The organism is Pseudomonas sp. 2848, assembly GCF_003253945.1.
Lineage (GTDB): Bacteria > Pseudomonadota > Gammaproteobacteria > Pseudomonadales > Pseudomonadaceae > Aquipseudomonas.
This window is the reverse complement of record NZ_QKZD01000007.1, coordinates 289,396-313,213: the sequence shown is the minus strand read 5'-3', so window position 1 is coordinate 313,213 and position 23,818 is coordinate 289,396. Positions and strand designations below refer to the sequence as shown.

Sequence of the window (23,818 nt, the reverse complement as noted above, 5' to 3'; positions counted from 1 at the left end):
GTTTGAGGGGCTGCCCGCGAAGAGGCCGGAGCAGAAATACCGACAGACTCCCTCGCCTGATAGAAGCGCGAGGGAGTCGAGCCAGGCTCAATCCGCCAGCCAGGCCTTGCGCCAGTTGCTCAGGTTGTCGCCTTCGAGCATCCAGCCCTCCAGCACCGCGTTGCGCAGTGCATCGCCCGCCTTCGCAGTGGCATCCAGATCACTGATGTGCATGCGGATGGCGTCTACCCAGCCACGGAAGCGGTTTTTCACCAGCGTGACCGGCAGGTCGTTGTAGCCCTGGTAGCAACGGACGTCGCTGGCGATCACCGGGAAGCCGCAGGCGCCGTACTCCAGCAGGCGCAAGTTGCTCTTGCACTCGTTGAACAGGTTCTGCTCGACGGGAGCCAGGGCCAGGTCCAGGTTCATTCCGGCCAGGAACGCGGGGTAATGCTCAATCGAAACGCCCTCATGGAACTCGTGTACATAAGGCCGTAACTTGTCCGGACACATGCCAACGAACACCCACTCCACCTCGTTGGCCAACTCCCTGACTACGTCCGCGATCACTTCCAGGTCACCGGTGTGACTCGCCCCTCCCGCCCAGCCGACACGAGGCTTGCGCGACTGTCGGCGCAGGGCCTTGAGATCTTTCCAGTAGCGCGAATCCAGCGTGTTGTGCACAACCCGGATATCGTCATGAAGGCCGGCGAATGCTTCGGCCAACGGCTGCGTCGAGACGACAAACCGGTCCACGTAGCCCAGAGCGCGACGCAGGGAACGCACAATGTCCTTGGGCATTTCGGCCCGGTGCACACTCTTGAGTGGCAGGTTGGGCAGATAGTCGTCCAACTCGAAGACCTTGAAGGCCCGCGAAAACGCGTGCATCCGGCGCATGTTCTCGAGCTGCTGTTCGCCGATCTGGCGCTGCAACACGATGCTGTCCGGCTGGTAACGTTCAAGTTCTGCAGGCGTCAGGTGAGTCCACGACAAGTGCCCTTCGGCCAGCCCCTCTCGCCTGAGCGCATCGAACGGCTGGATGACCCGGTAGTTGCCACAACCCTGCCCATCCGCCGCATGGGCCAGGATCGTCGGCAGCGGCTTCCAGGACGACAACGGTCGCCAGCTCAGCCCTACGCACTCCAGGCCGAAGCCATTGGCGCAAGACAGCGAGAAGTTCGGGTTGTAATACGGATCTCGTGCCAGTGCAGGCAGCCAGCGGGCATACAAGGCGTCTTCTTCCTCGGCGCTGGCTGGCGTCGCGGCATCCTCGCTGAGCAGCAATTGCACGCGCGGTGTCCATACGTTCAGGTAGCCGGCACGGTGTAAACGCAGGCACAGATCAACATCCGTCCAACGCTGCAGCTCAGGCGTCTCGTCGAAACCGCCCACCTCCAGGAACAGGACTTTGCTCACCAGCAGACACTTGCCGCTCACTGCGACATAGTTCTGGTCGATCTGCAGGCGCTGCATATAACCGGACGCATCCATAGATTGACCGGCAAAGGCCTCGCCAACAGGGCCGTTCAGGCCGAGCACGAAACCGGCATGGCCGATGGTAGCGTGCCCCGTCACCAGTTTGGCTCCTACTACGCCGACTTCTTGGCGCATGCCGTGGTTGAGCATCTGCTGCAACCAGTCGTTATCGAGTACGGCAGCGCCTTCGTCCAGCCACAGCAGGAAATCACCACGGGCCTGCTCGGCGGCCTGGTTGCGCATGTGCGCTGGCGACATGCCGGCAGGGAAGCGCATGCAACGAATGGCATCGGTGCCGAGCTGGGCAACGCCGTCGAACCAGGAGCTCACTGCCGGGCCGGCATTCGCCGACGCTAGCAACACCACCTCGTAGTTTCGATAGCTGGTCTTCTCCAGAATGGTTTCCATGCAACGCTGCGCCCGTTCCGTGCTTTCGCCCTGGAGCAGGATCAGGATGCTGATGGGAACGTTGTCAGGAGCGCCATAAATCAACTCATAACGCCCAGGAAGACGAGACTCGACGCGAGCCTGCGCAAAGCCGCGCGCATGCAGATGGCGCTGAATGACCCCGCGCTCGTCCGAGCAGTCACGCATCGGCCGGGCATCGCTGATCAACAACGGCTCGCTGATATGCCCCAGCCCCTCGAAACCGTTGGACTCAATCAGGCGCAAGATGTAATCCAGCTCGAAAGCTCGACCCGCCTCCTGTCGGAAGCCGCCCATATCCAGCCACATCTGCCGGTTGAACAGCCAATGGCGCGATAAAACGGCAGGAAGGCTCAGCAGCAGGTCGAGATTGAGGTCCGGACGCAGCACTGCGCCCATCTCACCACTCTGCTCACGCACCACCTCATCGCTATACACTGCCCGGCAGCCAGGCGCTGCCAGCAGATCCAGCGCAGTCGTCAGCAGCCCGCTCTGAGTGAACTCGCCCCCTGCCTCGACCAGCATGAACCAATCAGTCTCAACCCCCCGCAACGCCTGCTCGATGCTGCGCAAAGGCTGAGCGGGATCCAGGCTCAGGCTACGTATCGCGGCATCGCTGGCGGTCGGCGCCACCGCATTAGTAGTAAGCACCAGGACATGCACAGGGGCATAGCGGTTGTGCTCCTTGCCCAGGCTCTTGATCGTCCGGGCCAGAAGCTTGCTGTCACCTTCACGGTCCAGCACCAGCACCGTGAATGCAGGTTCGCCACTGACGGCCAGATGTTCGGCGATCAGACGCTGCTGAACGCCACTGGGAACACGCTCGGCCAGCCATGGGAGCAATTGGCGCCGGCCGCTCTGGGCGGCACGTATAGTGGCGGCAGCTTGGGTGACCTCAATGAAGTGATCCAGTGCAGGCCAGAAATTGTCTTCGAGCTGTTGCCATGTATCGTGAACGAAAGGCAACGTCTGACGTGCCCTGTCGAGTTCTTCCGGTGAAGTTCCCCACGCGGCGCCAGGGCTCTGTGTCTCGGTGATTCCAATCCTTGGCGCATCCTTCTCGACGACAACCACGGTCAGACAGCCACACAGGCCCGCCTCGGTCGCCAGGGCGGACGAGCCACAGCAATAGAAGGTTTCACACTGCTGGAACAGATCGGCCAGATCGGCCCAGGACGCAGGCCATTGCGGAGTGATTTCCACTGCATCCGGCGGCAACAAGGAAAGATCTACCGAAAGCTCGCCTCGTCGCCCCTGGTAATAACAGACTTTGCCGGGAATGCGTTTTTCAGGATTATCCGGCAAACAGAAAACCCGACGATCAAAGGGCGGCAAGAGCATGACGCGATCACCAGGCATGTTCTCCTGCACGAGATCGCGTGAATAAGCGTAGAGGATATCATCCTCAGCAAAGCGCCCTTCCCCCTCGATAAAACCAGGCCGATTCAGGATATAACGAACCACCACGCCCCCTTGCAAGGGGTTTCCATCCACAATTTCCGGATACACGACGATAGGTTCAACACCCTGAGATCGATGCGCATCGATGACATCATCCGTCAGGCGCGGCGTCATGAACTCCGGGCACAGCTGCCGGGCGGTAACATAGGCTTCATGCCCAGAGCGAATAAGCGCATCACACAGCATGTGCAGAACACGAATGCCGGAGGAACTACGCCGATAGTCCGGTGCATAGATGTAATAAGGCTGCGGGCGTTTGGCGAGCAGTTCACGCATTGACTCTGTCTCCGGCTTCATTAGGCCATGTCTTTTGCACAAGCAATTGCAGCATATATCCTTGAATAGAAAGACCCATGCTCACGACTGCTGCCACTGCTGAATGGCATCCGCATGCTTAAGCGGATGCATGAAAACAAAATTGGTCTGCGTGGTTTCTTCGGTAATTCGGGCGCACGCCTCAAGTTTGCCTTGTTCATTGAAAGCCCAGGCGCTGTAACCGTAGCCACTGAGCAAATCCAGCACATCATTCGGGTGATAACCGAATGCTCTAGACCATTTGCGCAGCAACTCCATCAGGATGATCGGCGTGCTATTCAAGACGCGCTCGGCCCCTTGAGCCACCATCAACTCTGCACCTTCAACGTCAATCTTGATCAATGCAGGCGTAATACTGCGACTGCTGCAAAACGCGTCCAGCGTTGTAACCTTGCACGCCACATTGCGAACTGTCCCCTCGCCTCTGGACTGCCCCACCATCTTCAGGGATGTTGCCCCTGAAACATCAGGCGCAAAGAGGAAGTCGAACTCTCCCTCCTTGTCGAACATGCCCATGCAAATAGCCTCGACATTGACCAAGCGGTTAAGGCCGATATTTTTCTTCAGCGTCTCGACGGTAGACGGGATCGGCTCAAAGGCGTAGATCTGCGCGCTCGGACAGCTACGCCCCAGCACCAGGGAATACCAACCAAGATTGGCACCTACATCGATGAACACATCACCCTCTCGGAACACCGACTTGAGGAAGTCTGTTTCAGCAGTTTCGTAGCTACCAAAGTCCAGCAACGCGTAGGGCGTTGCATGCAGATCTACTGCGTCTATCAGCATGGAAATATCATGGGCCGCAGAGCGTACCGAAACGCCCTCGCCGGTGAGGCGAACTTCTGCTACATCCGTGCCTGCCAGCAACGCCGGGTAGTCGAACAACCCACGGTGCTGCTCATTCAGGTATTCGGCGTACTGGAACTTGTCGATCTCACCGGCCTTGAACTTTTCTCGGGCCAGAATGAGACGATTCTGTTGATTTTTTTCCATGGTCATTACCGTTCAGGGCTGGAGGAAATAGCGCAAGGTCCGCTCGAACCCCGCTTCGGGCAGGATGGTCGGCCGCCAGCCCAGGCATTCCATCTTGGCAAGGTCAAAATGGCCACCTGCGCGGAACAGGGCTTGCCGCTCAGGGTTGGGTGGCAGGTGTTTGACTTGCAGACCCGGTTTCGGAGAAAGCCGCGCGATCAACTTCGCCAGTTCAAGAATGGTAATTTCCTGATCGAGCCCCACATTGTAGGCGTTCCCGCCCTCTCCTCTGAGCAACAGGATCAGGAAAGCCGCGGTGGTGTCAGCCACGTAGCAGAAGGGACGACTGCCCGAACCATCGCTATTGAGCACAATGTCCCGTCCAGCCAAGGCATCGGCAACGAAATCAGCAAACGAACGGCCATCGTCCAGCGCGATACCCGGCCCGTAGGTATGGGAAATCCGCGCCATGATCGCTGCCACACCATGCTGCCGGTAATAGTCGGCACACAAGGTTTCGGCCATCCGCTTTGCTTCGCCATAGCAGGCAGAAACATCCAGCGGGTCAAGGGTGCCGTAATCGCTTTCGGCGATAGCCTTGTCACTCTCGCCATGGCCATAAACCGCGCCGCTACTCATGAACAGCAGCCGCGCCCGTTGCTGCCTGGCCAACTCCAGAAGGTTGAACATGCCCAGCACGTTGGAGCGCACAGTGCCTATAGGGTCGGCAAGGTACTGCCTGGGGCTGCCGGCGCCCGCCGCATGGACAATGAAGTCAACCTGTTCCAGCGCAGGCAGCGGATCACAGACATCCTGGATGATTGGCCGGAACCAGTCGCGCCCGAACAGATGGGGAAAGCGCAATTGCAGCTTCTGCGGGTCACGCGCCAGGGCGTGGATAACCACCGGCTGCTCTGGCCAGCGCTCGCTCAACGAAGCAAAGAACTCAACCAGGTAGGCCGCCAGAAAACTGGTCGCACCGGCAATAAGCACATGCCTGCCGGCAAAGCGCTGCCAGTCTTCAGGGCGGGAAAAAATCAGCTCCAGGTCTTCGCTGATCACGGGATTGCGACGCGAGTCGCCAATAGGATGAGCCATTCTCAAACTCGCCTCGCCAGCACGCCCAGTACCTCACTGCGCGTCCATCCCAGTTCCACGGGTAGTCGCAGGATATCAACAACCTCCAGACCCACGCGCTGCAGCAGGCGGCGCATGGCGGTGTCGGTGAAGAAGTTGACATGCTCGTGCCAGTGTCGCTTGAGGGGCGCCAGTTCCAGGCTGCCTGGATGCTCACGAACCAGAGCCTCGTGTGGAACCTCCAGATACAGCAGTGTGTCAGTGCCGACGGCAGGCAGCATCCGCTCCACCAATTGCCGGGGGTAAGACACATGCTCCAATACCTGGCTACAGCACACCAGGTCGTAATGGGTCTGGCCTACCCGCTGGAGATCGACACGCTCGGCACCAGGCACCAACTCCACACCCGAAATATCGTGGATATGCAGCAGGCGATTGCGCGCTCGGAAGAGGCTATTGATACCGCTGTCCCCCCCCCAATCCAGTACCGCCGGAGCCTCGGGCAGATGTGGCGCCAGCCATTGCTCAACCTCGTCCAGGTAGGCGGCACGCTGGTGATAATGCCCCACGACGTTGGCATAGCCCGGTTCGAAACGGGTGCGCTGGGTGTTGTACAGCTCATCACGATAGTTGTGGTAGAGGGCAGCCATCTGCTCGTCGGTAAAGCGGTAGTCGAGGAACAGGCCACCACATTCCTGGCACTGCAGCGAGTTGCACAGGGTATATGCCATACCCTGACGCAAGTCACGCAGCCCCCAATCTGCCGTGATTTCCACCGGTTCATGGCCGAATACGCGCAGGGCAACAAAAGGCATCAGCACAGCGGGCGAGCGCTGCAGTTGATCACCATCACAGCAGATGCAACGCCTGGCGATCAGTTCGTGACTCACCATGTACTACGCCCCCCGTCCACTATCAGGTTGGAACCGTTCATATAGGACGAAGCATCCGAACAGAGGAAGGCGATGGCGCCACGGTACTCATCGGCGTCGGCCATCCGCCCGAGCGGGATCAATTGGGCCAGCTTGCTGACGAACACGTCATTCTGCCCCGCATAGACGCCGCCAGGAGACAAGGCATTGCAGCGCACACCTTGTTCGCACCAGTAGGTAGCCAGGTACTTGGTCAGTCCGATCAGGCCATGCTTGACCACCGAATAGGTCACCGGTTTGACCGGCTGCTGCTCGGCCTCACGGCCCTCCACCCGGTACAGACGCTGGTCCGGAGCGATCACGCCCAGGTCCGAGGCAATATTGACGATCACCCCGCCTCCCTGCCGGGCCATCTGCGCTCCGAACACCTTGGCGCAGTTGAACGCGCCGCCCAGGCCCACGTCCAGGTCCAGCCGCCATTGCTCCCAGGGGAAATGTTCGAGGCGGGAGAAATCCTTGTCGCCGGCACTTTCCATCTTGGGGTTGCGCGCGGCATTGTTGATCAGAATATCCACCCGACCGTAGCGGGCCATCAGTTGCTCGAAGGCCGCCGTCAGGGCAGCCAGATCAGTGATGTCAGCCACCAGGGTCAACGCTTGGCAGCCGGTTTCTGCAGCCAGCGTCGCGGCGTTGCTCGCCAGGGCTTGCGCATCGATATCCAACAGCACCGGCACGCCACCGAGCCCGGCGATGGTGGCCGCGTGCTGGTAGCCCAACAGACCGGCACCGCCGGTAATGACCGCCACCCGGCCGTCCAGACGAAACAGGGATTGCACACTAGCCATGCACATTCACCTCGTCGAGTGCGACCTCTCGCCCCTCTTTCAGGGAACGCAATGCAGCCAAGGCCAGGCGCAGGCTCTGCAGCCCGTCGTGCAGGCTCACCGCCGGTCTGGCGCTGCCATCCAGGCAGTCGAGGAAGTGGCGGGCCTGAGCCAGGAACATGTCATTACGGGCGAAGTCGGGATAGTCGTTCTGCTCGTGCAATTCGCCCTCGGCGCCATAGATGCTCAAGTGATTGGCCAGCAGATCGATCTCAGCGTAGCCACTGTCACCGACGATCTTGAAGCGACGCACCGGCGGACGTTGCAGATAGTCCTGATGCAGCAGAATGGGGAAACTGCCGTCAGCACCATCGCAACGCATCAATGAGGAAGCAGTGTCTTCGACGTCGATCTCCAGCTTGCTGAGCTGACCTCCGTGGGTGACGATGCTGCGTGGCAAACCAAAGAACCAGTAGATCAGGTCCATCTCGTGGATCTGCGACAGAATCACGCCGCCGCCCTGGTCGGCACGGGCGGCATACATCTGCCGGTAATCCTCATAACGGTGCCAGTTGGGCAGGTATTCACCGATCTCCGAACGAACGCTCAGCAGACGGCCGAAGAAGCCCTCCTCCAGTAGCACCTTCAGGCGTTGCAGGCCGGGGTGGAAACGGAAGTTGTAGCCCACGTGAAACGGCAGGTTGCGTGCTTGCACTTCGCTGAGCAGTTGGTCAATGCCTGCCAGATCGCTGGCCAGCGGCTTCTCCATGAACACCGGCACCCCGGCACGCACACATTTCAGTGCCACCGGCACATGCAGCGCGTTGGGGTTGCAGATGAAGGCCGCTGCCGGACTCTCGGCGAGCGCCTCGTCCAGGTCGTGGTGAACCCGTATCCCATACGCCTGCTCAAGGTCGGCGCCTTCGTCGACGGTGAGATTGTCACGTAGCTTGATACGCTGGCCGCGTACCCGGTAGGCATGCACCTCCAGCTCATCGCCGAGCAGTTGGCGCAGGTTACGCAGATGCCGCTGGCCGATGCCGCCCAGACCGCAGAACAGGATTTTCACGATGCTTTTCTCCCGTTGAGTGCACCACCACGCAGCCAGTCGGCTGCCAACGCAGCCATGCCGGCGAGCCAACGCGGCTCATCGCCAGCCTCGCCACGGGCGACCTGCAGCACGAAGTCGCCCCGGTAGCCAACGCGCAGCAACTGTTCGCGCAAGCTGCAAAAATCGGTATCGCCCTGCCCCAGGGGCACGGTACCTGCACCCAGGCGGCGATCCTTGATGTGGAAACTGCCGATGCGTTCTCCGTAGGCGGCAAATTCCTCTTGCGGGCAGTAGCCCAGGGAAGCGCTGTTGCCGGCGTCGTAGTTGACCTTCACCAAGGGATGCTCAAGGCGCTCAAGCAACTCACGGAAGGCCTGCGGCGCCAGGTCGGTCTCCAGATGCAGTTCGACGCCGTGAAGCTCGGCCGTAGGCAGCACCTGACGAAGGTTGTCCACCACCTGGTCCATCTCGGCAGCGTCACGCATGCGCGAAGCATCAACGAACGGCAGCACGACTCGGCCCACGCCCATCTGCGGGCATAGCTCCAGCAGCCACTTCAGTCGCTGGAGCAGCTCTGCGTTCTCGGCTGCACTACACCGCAACAGCGGACGATCCATGAAGTAGTCCGCGCAGATGGACACCACTGATACGCCGTGCTGCGCCAGCAGCCCGCGCAGCTCCTCACGACCGGCAGGGGTCTCCAGAGGGTTGGCTCCTTCGCCGAAGAGGTCGTAGATCCACTCGATGCCGCGCAGGCCGATTTCTGCTGCGCGCTCTATCTCGAGGCGCCAGCCTTGGCGCGGGAAGGATTGGAAGCGGCCATCCTGCGGCGCACCCAAACGGCCCTGCATGGTGTACAAGCCGGCATCGGCGTATTGGCTCAGGTAGTCACTCATATCAATCATCCAACAGCGGAATCAGCATATTTGCGCGCAATTCGTCGCGCTCGAGGAAGGGGAAGAGATCTTCCAGGGGGCTGGAGACCATTGCACCGTTCTGGCCGATTTTCGAAGTGATGCGCGGGCCGATGGCCTGGTCAAACTCCACCATCACCTCGCACAGTACCGGGCCATCCAGTGCCAGCGCCTCGTCGATGGCCTGACGCAGGTCGCTCTTGCCGTCGATACGCCGTACTGGCAGACCAAAAGCTGCGCCCAAGGCGCTAATGTCTGGAAGCGTCAGGCCGGAATCCGGGTCGCAACCAATGGTTTGCTTGAAGTACCCCCCCTGAGACGCACGAATCGAGGCATATCCGTTGTTGTTCAGGACGAAGTATTTGATCGGTAGGTGCAACCGGCGAACCACTTCCAGCTCCTGGATATTCATCACGAAGCCACCGTCGCCATCCACCGACACGGTACGTCGGCCGCCGCTGCCAAGGCAGCCGCCAATCGAAGCTGGCAGACCGTAGCCCATGGAGCCCAGGCCACCGGTGGCTACTGCGCGCTGGCCCCGCTTGAGGCGCACCGATAGCCAGAAGGTATCGAGCGCCGCGCCGGAGCTGCCCGGGATGATCTGGTCGCCTTCAGCCAACGCCTCGGACAGGGATTCGCTGAACACATAGGTGTTGACGTAGTCGCCAGGCTGTCGATATTCCGGTAGCACCACCGGGTAGGCCGCTTTCCAGGCGCGGCAACGCTCTCGCCACGCCTGGCAACCCAGAACCTGATCGCCGCAGGCGGCAAGCAGTTGCTCCATGAACACCCGAGCATCGCAAATGAAATGCTGATCCGGCATGTCGCCAAGCTTGGCGACCTCTGCCGGGTCGATATCCACCACCACGATGTCGGCCTTGCGGGCAAAGTGCGTGCGATTGAACCCAGTGATGGAAAAGTCCATCCGACAACCGATGGCTAGCACCAGGTCGGCGTTCTGCACACTGAAATTGGCGCCGCGCTGGGCGACCGTGCCGCAGCGTCCGACATAGAGCGGATGCTCATGTTCCAGCAAGTCTGCGCCGATCCAGGTGGTCAGTGTAGGAATACCCAAAGCCTCGATCAGCTCGCGCATCGCCGCCTCGCCCCCTGCGGCGTGTACGCCGTTGCCCACCAGCAGCACCGGGCGCTCGGCCTGGCGCAACCGCGTTACCAGCACATCGAGAGCCTCGGCATCTGGTACGACCGGCAGGTCAGTGGCTTGCGGCACATAGCCTTCCAGTTCGCTGGGGTCGACCTCGGTCGCCTGCACATCCAGCGGTACGTCGATCCACACCGGGCCTTTGCGGCCGGTGAGCATCAGATAGAGAGCCTTCTCGAGCTCATAGCGCACTCGCTGCGGGTCCAGCAGGCAAACGGCGTACTTGGTCAGCGGCGTGACCACACTGACAATGTCTAGCTCCTGGGTACCCAGCTGGCGCAGGCCACTCTCGCCCTTGAGGTCGGCGCGCTTGACCTGGCCGGAGACGAACAGCGCCGGGGTGGACTCGAACCAGGCGCCGGCCAGGCCGGTGATGGCGTTGGTAGCGCCAGGGCCGGAGGTCACCAGGCAGGCGCCGAACTTGCCGGAGGTGCGCGCATAGCCCTCCGCCGCAATGGCTGCGCCCTGCTCATGGAGCATGCTTACGGCGCTCAGCCGCGGCTGGCGGAACAGCGCGTTGTTCAGGTGCATGGCTCCGCCGCCGGGCAGGAAGAACACATGCCCGACGCCCTGGTTGGCGATGAACTCAAAGATATAGTCGGCGACACGCATGAAGTCGTTACTCGGCGATGGAATGCTGGGGAAGGCGATCGGCAGGGACGGCATAGAGCACCAGATCCCAGCCCTCGGCCAGATGCGGACAGAGCGTGAAGTGGTAATGCGGGTAATACTCGTGCAACTGCAGCAAAACACTCCACAGATGGTTCTGCTCGTGGTAGACGCAAACGGCGACCACCGGATGACGCTCGCTGATCAGCTTGCGCCCACCCGCCAGGCACTGTGGCTCGAAGCCTTCGATGTCGATCTTGATGAAACTCGCCGGAGCGATCCGGCAGGCCAGATCGTCAATCGTCGTGATCATCACCTGCTGGCTGCCGCGCCCCACACGACTTGCTGCGCCGCTGCCATCTTCGATGAGAATCTCGCCGTTGCTGTCGCCGACCGCCAGGGCATGAGCGAACAGCTTTCGGCCCTGATCTGCCTCAAGTTGGCTGAGGTTGCTGCTCAATTCGGCAAAGTTGGCTGGAGAGGGCTCGAAGGAATGGATCTCGCGATAGCTTCGCCCACTTTCGAGATACTCCACTACCGAGTCGCCATTGAATGCGCCAATGTCATAGAGCACTTCGTCCGCGCAGTCGCTGCTGAAATGAGCGTCGAAATAGATGGACAAGGGCGATGCGGGAGGCAACAGGTCGTGGTCCAGGGTAAGACGCCATTCGACATGATCAACGAACAGCTGACGCGAGGCCTCATCGTCGATCAGGGCAAACGCCCGGCGAATATCCTTGGCCTCGGCGGCGGCTTTCTCCGGCAGATCCAGGGAATAGTGCGGGAGGAAATGCTCGGGATAGCGCCAGGCCAGATGGCCGAACAGTGCGATACGCTCAAACCCCAGTTTGCGCAGAGGCGCCAGGCGATCGGTCATCCGGTCACTGATGTGTCCACTCCAGATGGTACAAATGATCGAAGGCAGCTTGCCGTCGTACTGCTCCGCCAGTTGAGCAGGACTCATGACCGGCACCGCATCGATATGGGTTCCCCAGGATGCCGGATTGTTGTCGATAAACGCGCAAGGCGAAAAACCCATTTGCTTCAGCACGGTTTGCGTCTTGCGCCCTAGATGGCTGGCACCAAACAAAGCGAAGGGTTGCTCCAGCCCACCGATCAGCCGCTCCAGTGTATGGTTCTGACGCTCTCGAATGGATGCCAACGGCTCGCCCAGCAGGGTTTCCAGCCGATTACTCAGGCTCGAATTGGTCATGGCCGGATTCCTCATAGTGACTGCAGATAGGTCAGCGCCGACCAGAAGCCGGCACCATGATCCTTGTGCCCTTGCCAGACTTCAGGAATGAAGCTGACCTCGGGATGTTGGCGAATCTGTGCCCAGGCGGCCGGCCAGTCGATGTCGCCGGTGCCCATCAGCACGCCTTCGCCGTTGGTGCCCTTGGCGTCGGCCACGTGCAGGTGCGCCGAATGCGGCAGCAGCAGCGCCAGCGCGGCCTGGAAGTCGAGGCCGAAGTGGAAGCAAGTCATCTGCAGGTGCGACAGGTCCAGGCACAAGCGCAGGCCGTGCTCGCGGGCCTGGGCCGCCAGTTCGTCGGGCATCATGAAAATGTTCTGGTGGCGCTGGCCGCCGAAGTGCCAGGGGAACGGCGCCATGTTCTGCGGGATCAGCTCGGTGCCGGCGAAATCCACCTGGCGGCAGGCGTCATGGAAACGCTCGTAGAGTTCGGGGCGCATGGCCAGCGGGCGTGGCGCGTCGGCAGAAAAACCACCGATGTTGGCGACGATCAGCCGGGCATCGGCTGCGGGGAAGAACTCGCCGATCTGCAGGGTGGCATCGACCACGCGCTGCAGGTTGTCGATGGAGCGCCGGCGGTAGGCCGGATCGTCCGCAACCAGGTCCAGCAACTCGCTGCTCTCGAACAGCTCCGGGGCGTGCACCACCAGGCGCGAACACGCCACCTCGGCCAGGAATGGCTGTGGCTTCAGACTGAGGTCGCGGTACGACAGATGGAACTCGAAAAGGTCCGGCCCGATGCGCCGATGGTAGTCACGGAAGTCGTGGTAGCGCACCGGCACACCCCAGCGGATCGGCATGTCGAACGCCAGCTTCTGCTCGGCTTGCTGCTCCTGCAGGTCACTCTCGAACAGGAAGTCACCCTGGGCGATGTCGCGTTGGGCCGGCTTGCCCAGCAGCTCCGGCAGGCGGTACGGCGCCAGTCCCTGGCCAGGGCTGGCGATGCGCAGCATGCCCTGCTCCAATACCGCGCCACGGGGGATATCGCGGGCAGCGATCACGCTTTTGCCAAGGTTCTCGCGGTTCAGCAATTCACCCTGGCTGGCATGGCGGCCGGGACCTTGCCAGGGCAGCGCCAGTTCCAGTTGGCGGATGCCATCCACCAGTTGGCGGAATTCGGCAGGTTCCAGGCTGGCCAGGTGATCCGGGCCTTCCATGTTGCGATCCAGGGTGATGTGGCGCTCAACAAGCTTGGCACCCAGGGCCACGGCGCCGAGGGTGATGGCAGTACCGCGCTCATGGCCGGAGTAGCCGATCAGGCCGTGCAACTGCTGCAGGCGGCGCAAGTAGCCAAGCTGGATATCCCCTTCCGGCGCCGGGTAGGCGCTGTTGCAGTGCAGCAATGCGAAGGGCGTACCCAGCGCATCGAGCTGTTCGATTGCCCGGATGATTTCGTGCTCGAAGGACATGCCGGTGGACAGGATCAGCGGCTTGCCCAGGCTGGCGGCCTTGGCGATCAGGTAGGGGTTGCACAGGTCCGCCGAGGCGATTTTCAAGGCCGCCACGTCGAACTCCGCCAAGGCGTCGACACTGGGCTCATCCCAGGGGGTGCACAGGTAGGTGATGCCTTTCTGCGCGCAGTAGGCGCGCACCTGACGGTGCTCGTCGAGGCTCAGCTCGACCTTGTCCAGCAGGTCCTGGATGTACTCCACGCCAAGGTCTTCGGCGCGCGAGCCATCGGCTTTGCGCCGGTACAGCGCTTCGCGATTGCGCAGCTGGAACTTGACGCAGTCGGCGCCCGCCGCAATGGCGGCATCCACCAGTTGCCTGGCCAATGCCAGCGAGCCGTTGTGGTTGTTGCCGACTTCGGCAATGACATAGACACGCTCGCCACCCAGGGCGATGCCGTCGAGAAGAATCGGAGTCATTGGATTTTTGTCCGCCAGGAAGTTACACCGCAGGACTCAAAGCGGAAGCCTTGAGTCTGGCAGCCCAGTGCGCGCACCGCCTGCACCACGCGCTGGCGATGCTGAGGCTGTACGTAGAACAGGAAGAAACCACCGCCACCAGCGCCCAGCAGCTTGCCGCCAAGCGCGCCGGCTGCCAGCGCCGCGGCATAGATCTGGTCGAGGTGGCCATGGCTGATGGCCGAGGAAAAACGCTTTTTCAGGCGCCAGGCTTCGTCCATGCACAGGCCGAAATCACGCAGCTCGCCGCGAATCAGATAGCGGTGCATGCGTCGGCAAAGCGCCACGCTGGCGTGAAGCAGGTCGGTTTGCGAAGACTCGGCCTGCATCTCCTCGCGCTGCAGTTCGTGCAGGCGGCCAGAGTCGTGAGAAATGCCGGTATCGCATAACACCAGGCAGGACTCCAGCTCATTGCGGATCGCCTCTTCCAGACGAATCGGGTGCACCAGGTTGCGCTGGTTCTCGAATTCGATCAGGTTGAAGCCGCCGAAGGCCGAGGCGTACTGATCCTGCCAGCCACCGGCGATGCCGAAGCACAGGCGCTCGGCCTGGAACGCCAGTTCGGCAATTTCATAGGTGCTCCAGCGGTCCTGGCGCAGCTCGTTGAATGCCGCGATGGTAGCCGTGGTTGCAGCGGAAGAGCCGCCCAGCCCGGACCCCACGGGGAAGTCCGAACGTAGGTAAAGATCAAAGCCGTACCCTGGCTTGATCACCGAAACGATGGTCGCCAGCAAGCTTTTGTCACTGGCGGCCAGCAGGTCCGCCAGGGAGTCGTATTCCTCCTCGCGCCCCAGATCCTCGGAGAAAATGCGGATGCCTCGGTCATCCCGTGGCACCAGCGTGGCATGGGCATAAAGCCCGACGGTACAGCTGAGCACCGCTGCCGGATGGTCGATAAAGAAGTAGGTCAGGTCGGCACCGCCGCCACAGAAGCTCATGCGCACCGGTGCGCGGGCCCGTGCCAGCACTGGCACCTCCGGACTGGCCGCCATCAGCCGGGTATAGACCTCTACCAGGCGCCCCTGCTCGTCCACGGCCGGGATGGCGTTGAATCCAAGATCGAAAGCCTTGAGCAACTCCTCTCGCGACGCCCCGGCCTCAACGCAGCGGTACTGGCTGTTCATGCAGGTCGTTACCGGCAGGTCTGTCTGCCCCCCCTGCAACAGGTGGCGACGTACATCGCCGTTGGTCACCACCCCCAGCAGACGGCGGTCGTCGGCAATCACGAAGGCGATCTGCAATGCGCCCGCCTCGATACACTTGACCGCATCGAGAATGCTCTGGCGCTCGCCAATGCTGAGGGTCTGCACAAGCAGGTTCATAGTGAAGTATCCGGAAGAAATTCGTGGGTGTAGCGCGCAAGCGACTCTGGCGTGCCGATATCGATAAAGCGCCCGCTGTAATCGACCACGGTAACTACCTCTTGCTGGAGCAACGCGGGCAACAGGTCGTGCTCCATCGAGCATGCGCGAACGGGGGTGGCGGTAAAGGCCGACGCGGTGAAAGCATAAACCCCCGCGTTGATCAGGCCTGGTCCCTGCACGCCCTTTTCCTGCAGCGCAGCCAGGTGCCCGCTGGTATTCAGCGCTAGGCTGCCATAACGGCTGCGGTCATCGACCCGCGCTGCCAGCACGGCATTGCCCGCGCCCAGCACCATCTGCCGATAACCTTGCGCGTCCACAAAGGTGTCGGCATTAAGGACCAGATAGCGCCCATGTGCAGGTTGCTCGCGCAGTGCATTGAGCAGTGCACCGCCCGTACCCAATGGGCTCTCCTCCACCACCATCGACAGTGGCAGGCCGGATTGACGCGACAGCTCGGCAAGCTGCTCGGCCACCTGCTCGGCGCGGTAATGCGCGCAAAGCACACCTTCGCTGATACCTGCAGCGGCCAACTGGCTCAGGACACGTGCCAGAAAGGGTTCACCGTGAACGGGAACCAGAGCCTTCTGCGAGTCCGTGACACTGCGCAGCCGCGTGCCGAAACCGCCACACAGGACATAAGCGCGCATCAGCACAGCCTCTGCAGGTAGGTTTCCAGGCTGCGTGCCGCATGCTCCAGATGGTCGTCGCTCAAGCCTGGCCACAGGCCGATCCAGAACGTGTCGTTCATGATCTTGTCGGTGACTGGCAGCTCGCCGGAAACCCGATAGTTCAGCCCCTGCATGTAGGGCTGGCGGGTCAGGTTGCCGGCGAACAGCAGACGCGTACCCACGCCCTGTTCGTCCAGGTAGCGCACCAGCTCCACGCGACTTACTCCGCAGCCATCGTGCAGGGTGATCGGGTAGCCGAACCAGGAAGGGTCACTGTTGGGGGTGGCCTGCGGCAGGATCAGTTTGTCCGCGCAACCGGCCAGCCGCTCACTGAGCCAGGCAAAGTTGCGCTTGCGCGCGGCAACGAAATCATCGACCCGGTCCATCTGCGCCAGCGCGCAGGCCGCCTGCATATCGGTGATCTTCAGGTTGTAGCCCAGGTGCGAGTAGGTGTACTTGTGATCGTAGCCTTGCGGCAGATCACCCATTTGCCAGCAGAAGCGCTTGCTGCAGGTGTTGTCCTCGCCGGGCGCGCAGTAGCAGTCGCGGCCCCAGTCGCGAAACGACTCGATGATGCGCTTGAGTAACGGCGAGTCGGTAAACACGGCACCGCCCTCACCCATGGTGATGTGATGTGCCGGGTAGAAGCTGAGGGTGCCGATATCGCCGAAGGTGCCGACCATGCGTCCTTGGTAGGTGGAGCCCAGGGCATCGCAGCAGTCCTCGATCAACCACAGGCCGTACTTGTCGCACAGGGCACGGATCGCGCCCAGGTCGAAGGGGTTGCCCAAGGTGTGGGCCAGCATGATGGCCTTGGTCTTCGGCCCGATGGCCGCTTCGATCAGCGCCGGATCGATGTTGTAGGTACCCATCTCGACATCAACGAACACCGGTACCGCGCCGAACTGCAGGATCGGGTTGACGGTGGTCGGGAAACCGGCGGCGACGCCGATCACCTCGTCGCCTGGCTTGATTGCCCGGTCGCCGAGGCGGGGCGAAGTCAAGGCGGAAAACGCCAGCAGGTTGGCCGAAGAGCCGGAGTTGGTGGTGAGTACGCAGCGACGGCCCAGGTACTTGGCCAGGCGCTTCTCGAATGCTTCGTTGAAGCGTCCGGTGGTCAGCCAGCCATCCAGCACGGCCTCGGTCATCGCCTGCAACTCACCGGCACCGATCACCTTGCCGGAAGGCGGAACGCTGCTCTGCCCCACCACGAAGGGTTTAGGCGCCATCTGCAGCTCGGCATAGCGTCCGACCAGCTCGGCAATCTGTTGGCGCAACTGCTGCGCCGTACTGTCACTCATGGGTTTCGCCTTGATGAACCGCGATCTGTTCGCGGGTAACGAGTTTCATGTCACGCCCTGCACGCCAAGCCAGATGCCAGTCCAGGGTATGTTTCAGGGTGTCATCCAAAGACCAGCGTGGCGTCCAGCCAAGCTTGTGCCGCGCCTTGCTGGAGTCCAGCGCCAGCAGACCGGCTTCGTGCGGCTGGGCATCGCCGGCAACCGACCAGCGCGCCTCGCCTGGCCAGCGTTCGGCAAGGCGTCGTACGATCTCGCCGACGGTGGCCAACCCTGCGCTGTCAGGGCCGAAGTTCCAGGCGGTGGCGTGTTGCTCGGGGTCGGTGAGCAAGCCCTGCGCCAGTTGCAGGTAGCCCATCAGCGGATCGAGCACGTGCTGCCAGGGACGCGTCGCATCGGGATAGCGCAGGATCACCTCCTGGCCGTCCTGCCAGGCGCGAAAGATATCCGGCAGCAAGCGCTCGGCGGACCAGTCCCCGCCCCCCAGCACGTTACCAGCGCGCGCCGTGGCCAAGGCCACACCGGCGGCGCGCAGGAACGAATCGCGGTAGCTCGCGCACAGCAGTTCGACACAGGCCTTGCTGCTGCTATAGGGATCGAAGCCGCCCAAGGCATCTTGCTCGCGGTAGGGCCAGGGCCACTCGCGGTTGTCGTAGCACTTGTCAGTGGTCACCACCAGCACCGCGCGTACCGAAGGCGTGGCACGCACCGCCTCCAGCAGGTTGAGCGTACCCATGACGTTGGTTGCGTAAGTGTCGCCTGGCGCACGGTAAGATTCGCGCACCAGCGGCTGAGCCGCCAGATGCAGCACCAGTTCGGGCTGGAAATCATGCAGGGCACGGGTCAGGGCCGAGGCATCGCGGATATCGGCGAAATCGCCGGGGACCTGCTGTTGCAACTGCGCGACCTGCCACAGCGATGGCGTGGTTGCGGCAGGCAAGGCGAAACCACGCAGGTCGGCGCCAAGCTGACGCAGCCATACGGCCAGCCAACCACCCTTGAAGCCGGTATGCCCGGTCAGCAGGACGCGGCGCCCCGCCCAGAATGCCGGAGTCAGCGCCATAGCTGCCATGCTGCTTCGCCGTTTTTCCAGTGTGCCTCGAGCAGGTTGCGATCACGCAGTGTATCCATCGGCTGCCAGAAACCACGGTGCAGATGGCTCATGAGCTGGCCGTCCTCGGCCAGGCGGCGCAGGGGCTCGTCCTCCCAGGTAGTGGCATCGCCCTCGATGTACTCAAGCACAGCCGGCTCCAGCACGAAGAAGCCGCCATTGATCCAGCCACCGTCGCCCGCCGGCTTTTCCTGAAAGCCGCAAACCTGGTTGCCCTGCACGTCCAGCGCGCCATAACGGCCCGGCGGTTGCACGGCGGTAACCGTGGCCATCTTGCCGTGCTGGCGGTGGAAATCGATCAGGCGCGGAATATCGACATCGGACACACCGTCGCCATAAGTCAGGCAGAAGGTTTCATTGCCGACATAATCGCGGACACGCTTCAAGCGACCACCCGTGGCGGTGTTTTCCCCGGTATCCACCAGCGTCACTCGCCAAGGCTCGGCGTGGCGGTTGTGGATATCCATGCGGTTTTCCGCCATGTCGAAGGTCACGTCCGACATATGCAGAAAGTAGTTCGCGAAGTACTCCTTGATCACGTAGCCCTTGTAACCCAGGCAGATGACGAAGTCGTTGATGCCGTAGTGCGAGTAGATCTTCATGATGTGCCAGATGATCGGCTTGCCGCCTATCTCGATCATCGGCTTGGGGCGCAGGTGGGATTCTTCGCTGATGCGCGTGCCCAGCCCACCGGCCAGAATGACTGCTTTCATTGTGCTGTTTGTCCGCATTGGTCGGAGGAGCGACAAAAAACTGGCCCCTGGCCCTTTATGCTGGACAAAGCAAAACGCATGCCTGCTTTATGAAGGCGCTCCTGCGCAAACGGCCTTGTCGCTGGGGATTGCTCTCGACACTTGCCTTGGCCGATTGGCGAGCAAAGCCCCAACGCAGGACCAGCGCGGAGCTCGAGCCTGTTCAGCAACCGAGGACTTGGATTGACGGTACCGACCTCTTCGCGGGTAAACCCGCTCCCACAGGGATTGGCGCAAGGCTCAAACTTTGCGCAATAGCCGTGGATTGGGCCGCCTGCGCTGACATGTTCGCCGCAATACCTGCCCCTACAGGGTTAATGCAAAGCTCGAAACCCGCCGCCCTTTGCGGGAGCGGGTTTACCCGCGAACAGGCCGGCACAGGCCTAGCACCAGGCGTCAATCCTCCGCCTGATCCTCGCCGCCCTGGCGGCTCATGCCGTACTTGCGCATTTTCTCGACCAGAGTGGTACGGCGAATGCGCAAACGCTCGGCCGCGCGCGCAACGATGCCGTTGGCGTCATCCAGCGCCTGCTGGATCAGCCCTTGCTCGAGGCTGCCGAGGTAGTCTTTCAGGTCCAGGCCTTCAGGCGGCAGCATGGCATGACTGGCGAAACTCGGCGCATGCCCGTTGATCGCCACGCGCTCCTCGAGGTCGCTACGCAGGCTGTCGACCAGCTGCTCGTCTTCGTCGTCCACATAACGGAACTTCTTCGGCAACTCCGCGACGCCAATCACACCGTAGGGATGCATGATCGCCATGCGCTCCACCAGGTTGGCCAGCTCGCGGACGTTGCCCGGCCAGCCGTGACGGCAAAGCGACATGATCGAGGCGGAGTTGAAGCGGATCGAACCGCGCTTCTCGTGCTCCATGCGCGAGATCAGCTCGTTCATCAGCAGCGGGATGTCTTCCACCCGCTCGCGCAGTGGCGCCATCTCGATAGGGAAGACGTTGAGGCGGTAGTACAGGTCCTCACGGAAGGTCCCGTCCTCGATCATGGTCTCCAGGTTCTTGTGCGTCGCGGCGATGATGCGCACATCGATGCTCTGGGTCTTGTTGCTTCCGACGCGCTCGAAGGTGCGCTCCTGCAACACGCGCAGCAGCTTGACCTGCATCGGCAACGGCATGTCGCCGATCTCGTCGAGGAACAGCGTGCCGCCGTTGGCCAGCTCGAAACGCCCGGCACGGCTGGTGATAGCCCCGGTGAAGGCGCCCTTCTCGTGTCCGAACAGCTCGCTCTCCAGTAGCTCAGCCGGGATCGCCCCGCAGTTGACTGGCACGAACGGCGCTTCGCGACGCTTGGAGTGGTAGTGCAGGTTACGCGCCACCACCTCCTTGCCGGTGCCGGACTCACCGAGGATCAGCACGCTGGCGTCGGTGTCAGCCACCTGCTGCATCATCTGCCGCACATGCTGGATGGCACGGCTGGTGCCCACCAGGCTGCGGAACAGGTTGGGCTCGCGCTGGCGACCGCGCTCGCGGGCCTGGTCGTACATCTCGCGATAGACCTGGGCACGGTGCAGGGAGTCGAGCAGCTGGCTGTAGCTCGGCGGCATCTCCAGGTTGGAGAGCACGCGACGACGCAAGTCCTCGGGGAACTCCGCGGAAGAAATTTCGCCCAAGAGCAGAACCGGAAGGAACTCATCCCACCCAGCCACTGTCTTAAGGAGCCCCAGCACACTTGCCGGGGCATTTACTGTGCCGATGAGGACACACAGCACTTCACGGCTGGAAGACAAACCCTCGACCACCTGCTGCCAGTCCTGGCTGGAGCAAGAAAGGTTTTCTTCGCCGAGAAAATTCAGGACCACCGCCAGATCGCGGCGGCGTTCGCTGTCGTCATCGATCAGGAGAATCTTGGTTTCACGCCACATGCAATAGCAACTTCCCTAGTCATATCGGCGCCCAGAGGGCGTGCACGACATCATTCCGACTGAATGGTCAGTGTTCGGACGTCTGAATTTCGAAAACAGCCACTAGTAAAGTCAAAAAGGCCTGCACAGTCAAATTTATGGCGCCTTTTGCTCAGTCCGGTGCATCTTAACTGAACAAATGGTAAACCTTCGAAGCATTCTTTGCTTGATTGATCTGGGTCATTTCATCGGCGATGGCCTGGCGCTCGCCGATGGTCGCGTCGAGCAGCTCGCGGTAGACCTGCAGCAACCCTTCCAGGCGCTCCTTGACCACATCCTCGTCCAGCGTCGGCGCGCCAAGCATGTCGTCGATGCAGGTGCGGCAGTTCTCGTCGAGCCTGCCGATGGCATCCCAGTCCTTGGCACTCAGGGCGCTCAGCAGTGCGTCGCGGGTCTCGTCGAATCGTTGCAGTTCGCTGCTCACCTTGCTCTCCCTGCCCGGCTCAGCCGGCTTGTTGCGCTTCGGCGATCGCGTCCCAGCCGCTCTTGACGGTGATCAGCAATTGCGCGACCTCGTCAATGATCGCCGGGTCGTTGTCGATATTGGCCTGCATCAGGCGATTGGTCATGTAGGCGTAGAGGCTCGACAGCTGCTCGATATAGGCAGGGTCCGCGCTCTTCTGCGCATCCAGGCCATCGTTCAGGCCGATGATGATGTCGATGGCCTTGCCCAGCATCAGGCCTTTTTCGGCGATATCGCCGCGGGCCAGCGCACCTTTGGCCTGGGCCATGCGATCGAGCCCACCCTCCATCAGCATCTGCACCAGACGATGGGGCGTTGCTTCGGAAATCTGGGCATGGGAATTGACCTTCTGGTACTGCCGAAGGGCTCTCATGGGATTCATCTTGCGACCTCGTAGCGGGCAAAAACGACTGGTTTCATAGTCCTTGTATCGGGCCGGCGGCGGAAAACTTTACCTGTCGCCGACGTGAAGCCGGACATCATGCCCGGACTTCACGGGACCTTCACGGATTATTTGTCGTTCTTGGCATTGTTCAGCGCGTTGAGCGTGCCCAGCACGTTGTTCTGCTGCTGGCGCAGCTGAGAGACCAGGGTATCCATGCTGTTGTACTTGTCCTGCAGGCTGACGCGCAGGGCTTCCATACGCGTATCCAGGGTGTCCTGCTCGGCCTTGAGCTTGGTCAGGCTCTCGCTCAACACCTTGGAGCGCTCGGCCAGGGTGCCGGTGGCTGCCTTGGCATAAGGCTCGGTCGCGGTCTGCAGGCGTGCCAGCAGGCCATCCTTGCCATTGAAGATGCTGGTCAGGTCGGCGGCGTTGGTGGCCGCAGCCTTGTCCCACTTCTTGTCGTCCAGGCTGAGCGTGCCGCCATCCTGGGACGATGTGACGCCAAACGCGGCGAGCGACTTCATCGTGCCGCTGCCAGAAAGCGCATTCATTTCTTCACGAATCGAAGACATCAATGCGCGCATGGACGCATCACCAGTGAGCGCAGCGGCAGTCATGGTGCCGTTGGCGTTCTTTGTCACCTTGGTCTCGGCATTGACTGTCGTGATCAGCGCGTTGTAGGTGTCGATGAAGCCTTTCAGGCCCGACTTCAACGCGGTGGCGCTGGTGGTCAACGACAGGTTGGTCTTGATGAAGTCGCCGCCATCCTTGTCCTTGGCGGAAACCCCCACCAGCTTGATATTCAACCCGCTGATCGCATCGCTGATATCGTTGCTCTTGGACTCCATGGAGATGCCATCGAGCACGTACTTGGCATTCTTGGGCGGATCCACAACCGTGTACCCGGTATCGATGCCCGAATTCCCCGACAAGGTGATATCGGACCCCACACCCATCTTGGTGGAAGTGATCACCAGACGCGAACCCGAGGCATCAGTCATGACGTTGGCACTCAGGCCCGCGGTGCCGAACTGACTGTTGATCGCCTCGCGCACCTGCTGCAGCGTAGCGCCCGGCGGGATGCTGACATCGTGAGCCTTGCCGTCCTGGGTAATGGTCAGTTTGGTACTGGTGGTCCCGGGATTGACCACGGCATTCGCACCACCGGCATATACCCGGGTGGACACTTTGGACGCAGAAGCCAACTGCTCCACCTGCAGGTTGAACGAGCCATTGGCCGCGCCCGCGCCCGCGGTGATGGTCGCAACCTTTTCATCCGACGACTTCAACGCCAGACCACCGAAGCTGTTGTCCTTGCCCATGGTGGCCAACGCGCCACGGAAGGCATCCAGGGCCGCCTGGATCTTGCCGATCGAGGACAACGTGGTGGTTGCCTTCAGTGTCTGGGTGTTGATCTGTGCCTGTTTCGGCGCCTTCTGCGCGTCCACCAGGGACTTCACAATCGCCTGGGTATCGATGCCCGAACCGATACCGCTGACTGTTGAACCTGCCATCATTGCTCTCCTTGTTCGGTAGCTGCCGGGTCCTTGACGACTACACGCATCA

At 61.6% G+C, this 23,818-nt stretch carries 19 protein-coding genes; all 19 read right to left on the bottom strand.

What is annotated here, in order from left to right; genetic code table 11:
• Positions 1-87: 87 nt before the first annotated feature.
• The 19 genes from DFS21_RS16270 to fliD all read right to left on the bottom strand — a co-directional run bounded on the left by DFS21_RS16270 (position 88) and on the right by fliD (position 23,766).
• Positions 88-3,618, bottom strand: coding sequence for a glycosyltransferase (locus DFS21_RS16270; RefSeq protein WP_111532658.1), 3,531 nt, complete (start codon positions 3,616-3,618; stop codon positions 88-90).
• A gap of 81 nt (positions 3,619-3,699) precedes the next feature.
• Positions 3,700-4,653: an FkbM family methyltransferase gene (locus tag DFS21_RS16265; protein ID WP_110702476.1), complete on the bottom strand. Its 954-nt coding sequence runs from the start codon at positions 4,651-4,653 to the stop codon at positions 3,700-3,702.
• Between the two features lie 12 nt (positions 4,654-4,665).
• Positions 4,666-5,694 (bottom strand): NAD-dependent epimerase/dehydratase family protein, encoded by a 1,029-nt coding sequence (locus tag DFS21_RS16260; RefSeq protein ID WP_158539554.1) that lies wholly within the window; start codon positions 5,692-5,694, stop codon positions 4,666-4,668.
• 38 nt (positions 5,695-5,732) lie between these two features.
• Positions 5,733-6,602: a class I SAM-dependent methyltransferase gene (locus DFS21_RS16255; RefSeq protein WP_110702446.1), complete on the bottom strand. Its 870-nt coding sequence runs from the start codon at positions 6,600-6,602 to the stop codon at positions 5,733-5,735.
• On the bottom strand, positions 6,596-7,426 hold the full coding sequence (locus tag DFS21_RS16250) for an SDR family oxidoreductase (RefSeq protein WP_111532657.1): 831 nt from the start codon (positions 7,424-7,426) through the stop codon (positions 6,596-6,598). Before DFS21_RS16250 ends, DFS21_RS16255 begins: the two co-directional genes overlap by 7 nt.
• Positions 7,419-8,474, bottom strand: a complete 1,056-nt coding sequence (locus tag DFS21_RS16245) for a Gfo/Idh/MocA family protein (RefSeq protein WP_110702442.1) — start codon at positions 8,472-8,474, stop codon at positions 7,419-7,421. The genes DFS21_RS16250 and DFS21_RS16245 overlap by 8 nt, the downstream gene beginning before the upstream one ends.
• Positions 8,471-9,352: a sugar phosphate isomerase/epimerase gene (locus DFS21_RS16240; RefSeq protein WP_111532656.1), complete on the bottom strand. Its 882-nt coding sequence runs from the start codon at positions 9,350-9,352 to the stop codon at positions 8,471-8,473. The genes DFS21_RS16245 and DFS21_RS16240 overlap by 4 nt, the downstream gene beginning before the upstream one ends.
• A gap of 1 nt (position 9,353) precedes the next feature.
• Positions 9,354-11,198 (bottom strand): thiamine pyrophosphate-binding protein, encoded by a 1,845-nt coding sequence (locus tag DFS21_RS16235; protein ID WP_214500415.1) that lies wholly within the window; start codon positions 11,196-11,198, stop codon positions 9,354-9,356.
• Complete coding sequence (locus DFS21_RS16230; RefSeq protein ID WP_158539553.1) at positions 11,152-12,354, bottom strand: FkbM family methyltransferase; 1,203 nt, start codon at positions 12,352-12,354, stop codon at positions 11,152-11,154. Before DFS21_RS16230 ends, DFS21_RS16235 begins: the two co-directional genes overlap by 47 nt.
• Positions 12,355-12,365: 11 nt before the next feature.
• A complete protein-coding gene (locus DFS21_RS16225; RefSeq protein ID WP_110702436.1) occupies positions 12,366-14,261 on the bottom strand; it encodes an N-acetylneuraminate synthase family protein in 1,896 nt (631 codons plus the stop codon).
• Positions 14,258-15,622, bottom strand: coding sequence for a CBS domain-containing protein (locus tag DFS21_RS16220; protein ID WP_110702434.1), 1,365 nt, complete (start codon positions 15,620-15,622; stop codon positions 14,258-14,260). The genes DFS21_RS16225 and DFS21_RS16220 overlap by 4 nt, the downstream gene beginning before the upstream one ends.
• A complete protein-coding gene (locus DFS21_RS16215; protein WP_110702432.1) occupies positions 15,619-16,311 on the bottom strand; it encodes a sugar phosphate nucleotidyltransferase in 693 nt (230 codons plus the stop codon). Before DFS21_RS16215 ends, DFS21_RS16220 begins: the two co-directional genes overlap by 4 nt.
• Positions 16,311-17,633, bottom strand: a complete 1,323-nt coding sequence (gene rfbH / locus DFS21_RS16210) for a lipopolysaccharide biosynthesis protein RfbH (RefSeq protein ID WP_110702430.1) — start codon at positions 17,631-17,633, stop codon at positions 16,311-16,313. Before rfbH ends, DFS21_RS16215 begins: the two co-directional genes overlap by 1 nt.
• On the bottom strand, positions 17,626-18,693 hold the full coding sequence (rfbG, locus tag DFS21_RS16205) for a CDP-glucose 4,6-dehydratase (protein ID WP_110702428.1): 1,068 nt from the start codon (positions 18,691-18,693) through the stop codon (positions 17,626-17,628). The genes rfbH and rfbG overlap by 8 nt, the downstream gene beginning before the upstream one ends.
• On the bottom strand, positions 18,684-19,454 hold the full coding sequence (gene rfbF, locus DFS21_RS16200) for a glucose-1-phosphate cytidylyltransferase (protein ID WP_110702426.1): 771 nt from the start codon (positions 19,452-19,454) through the stop codon (positions 18,684-18,686). Before rfbF ends, rfbG begins: the two co-directional genes overlap by 10 nt.
• A 435-nt stretch (positions 19,455-19,889) precedes the next feature.
• Positions 19,890-21,365, bottom strand: coding sequence for a transcriptional regulator FleQ (gene fleQ, locus DFS21_RS16195; protein ID WP_110702424.1), 1,476 nt, complete (start codon positions 21,363-21,365; stop codon positions 19,890-19,892).
• 166 nt (positions 21,366-21,531) lie between these two features.
• Positions 21,532-21,828 (bottom strand): flagellar protein FliT, encoded by a 297-nt coding sequence (fliT, locus tag DFS21_RS16190; RefSeq protein WP_110702422.1) that lies wholly within the window; start codon positions 21,826-21,828, stop codon positions 21,532-21,534.
• A 19-nt stretch (positions 21,829-21,847) separates the two neighbouring features.
• Entirely contained in the window at positions 21,848-22,249 is a 402-nt protein-coding gene (fliS, locus tag DFS21_RS16185) for a flagellar export chaperone FliS (RefSeq protein WP_028692784.1), read from the bottom strand.
• 128 nt (positions 22,250-22,377) lie between these two features.
• The gene (gene fliD / locus DFS21_RS16180; protein WP_111532675.1) at positions 22,378-23,766 is read right to left on the bottom strand and encodes a flagellar filament capping protein FliD; all 1,389 of its coding nucleotides are present in this window, start codon (positions 23,764-23,766) and stop codon (positions 22,378-22,380) included.
• Between the last annotated feature and the right edge of the window lie 52 nt (positions 23,767-23,818).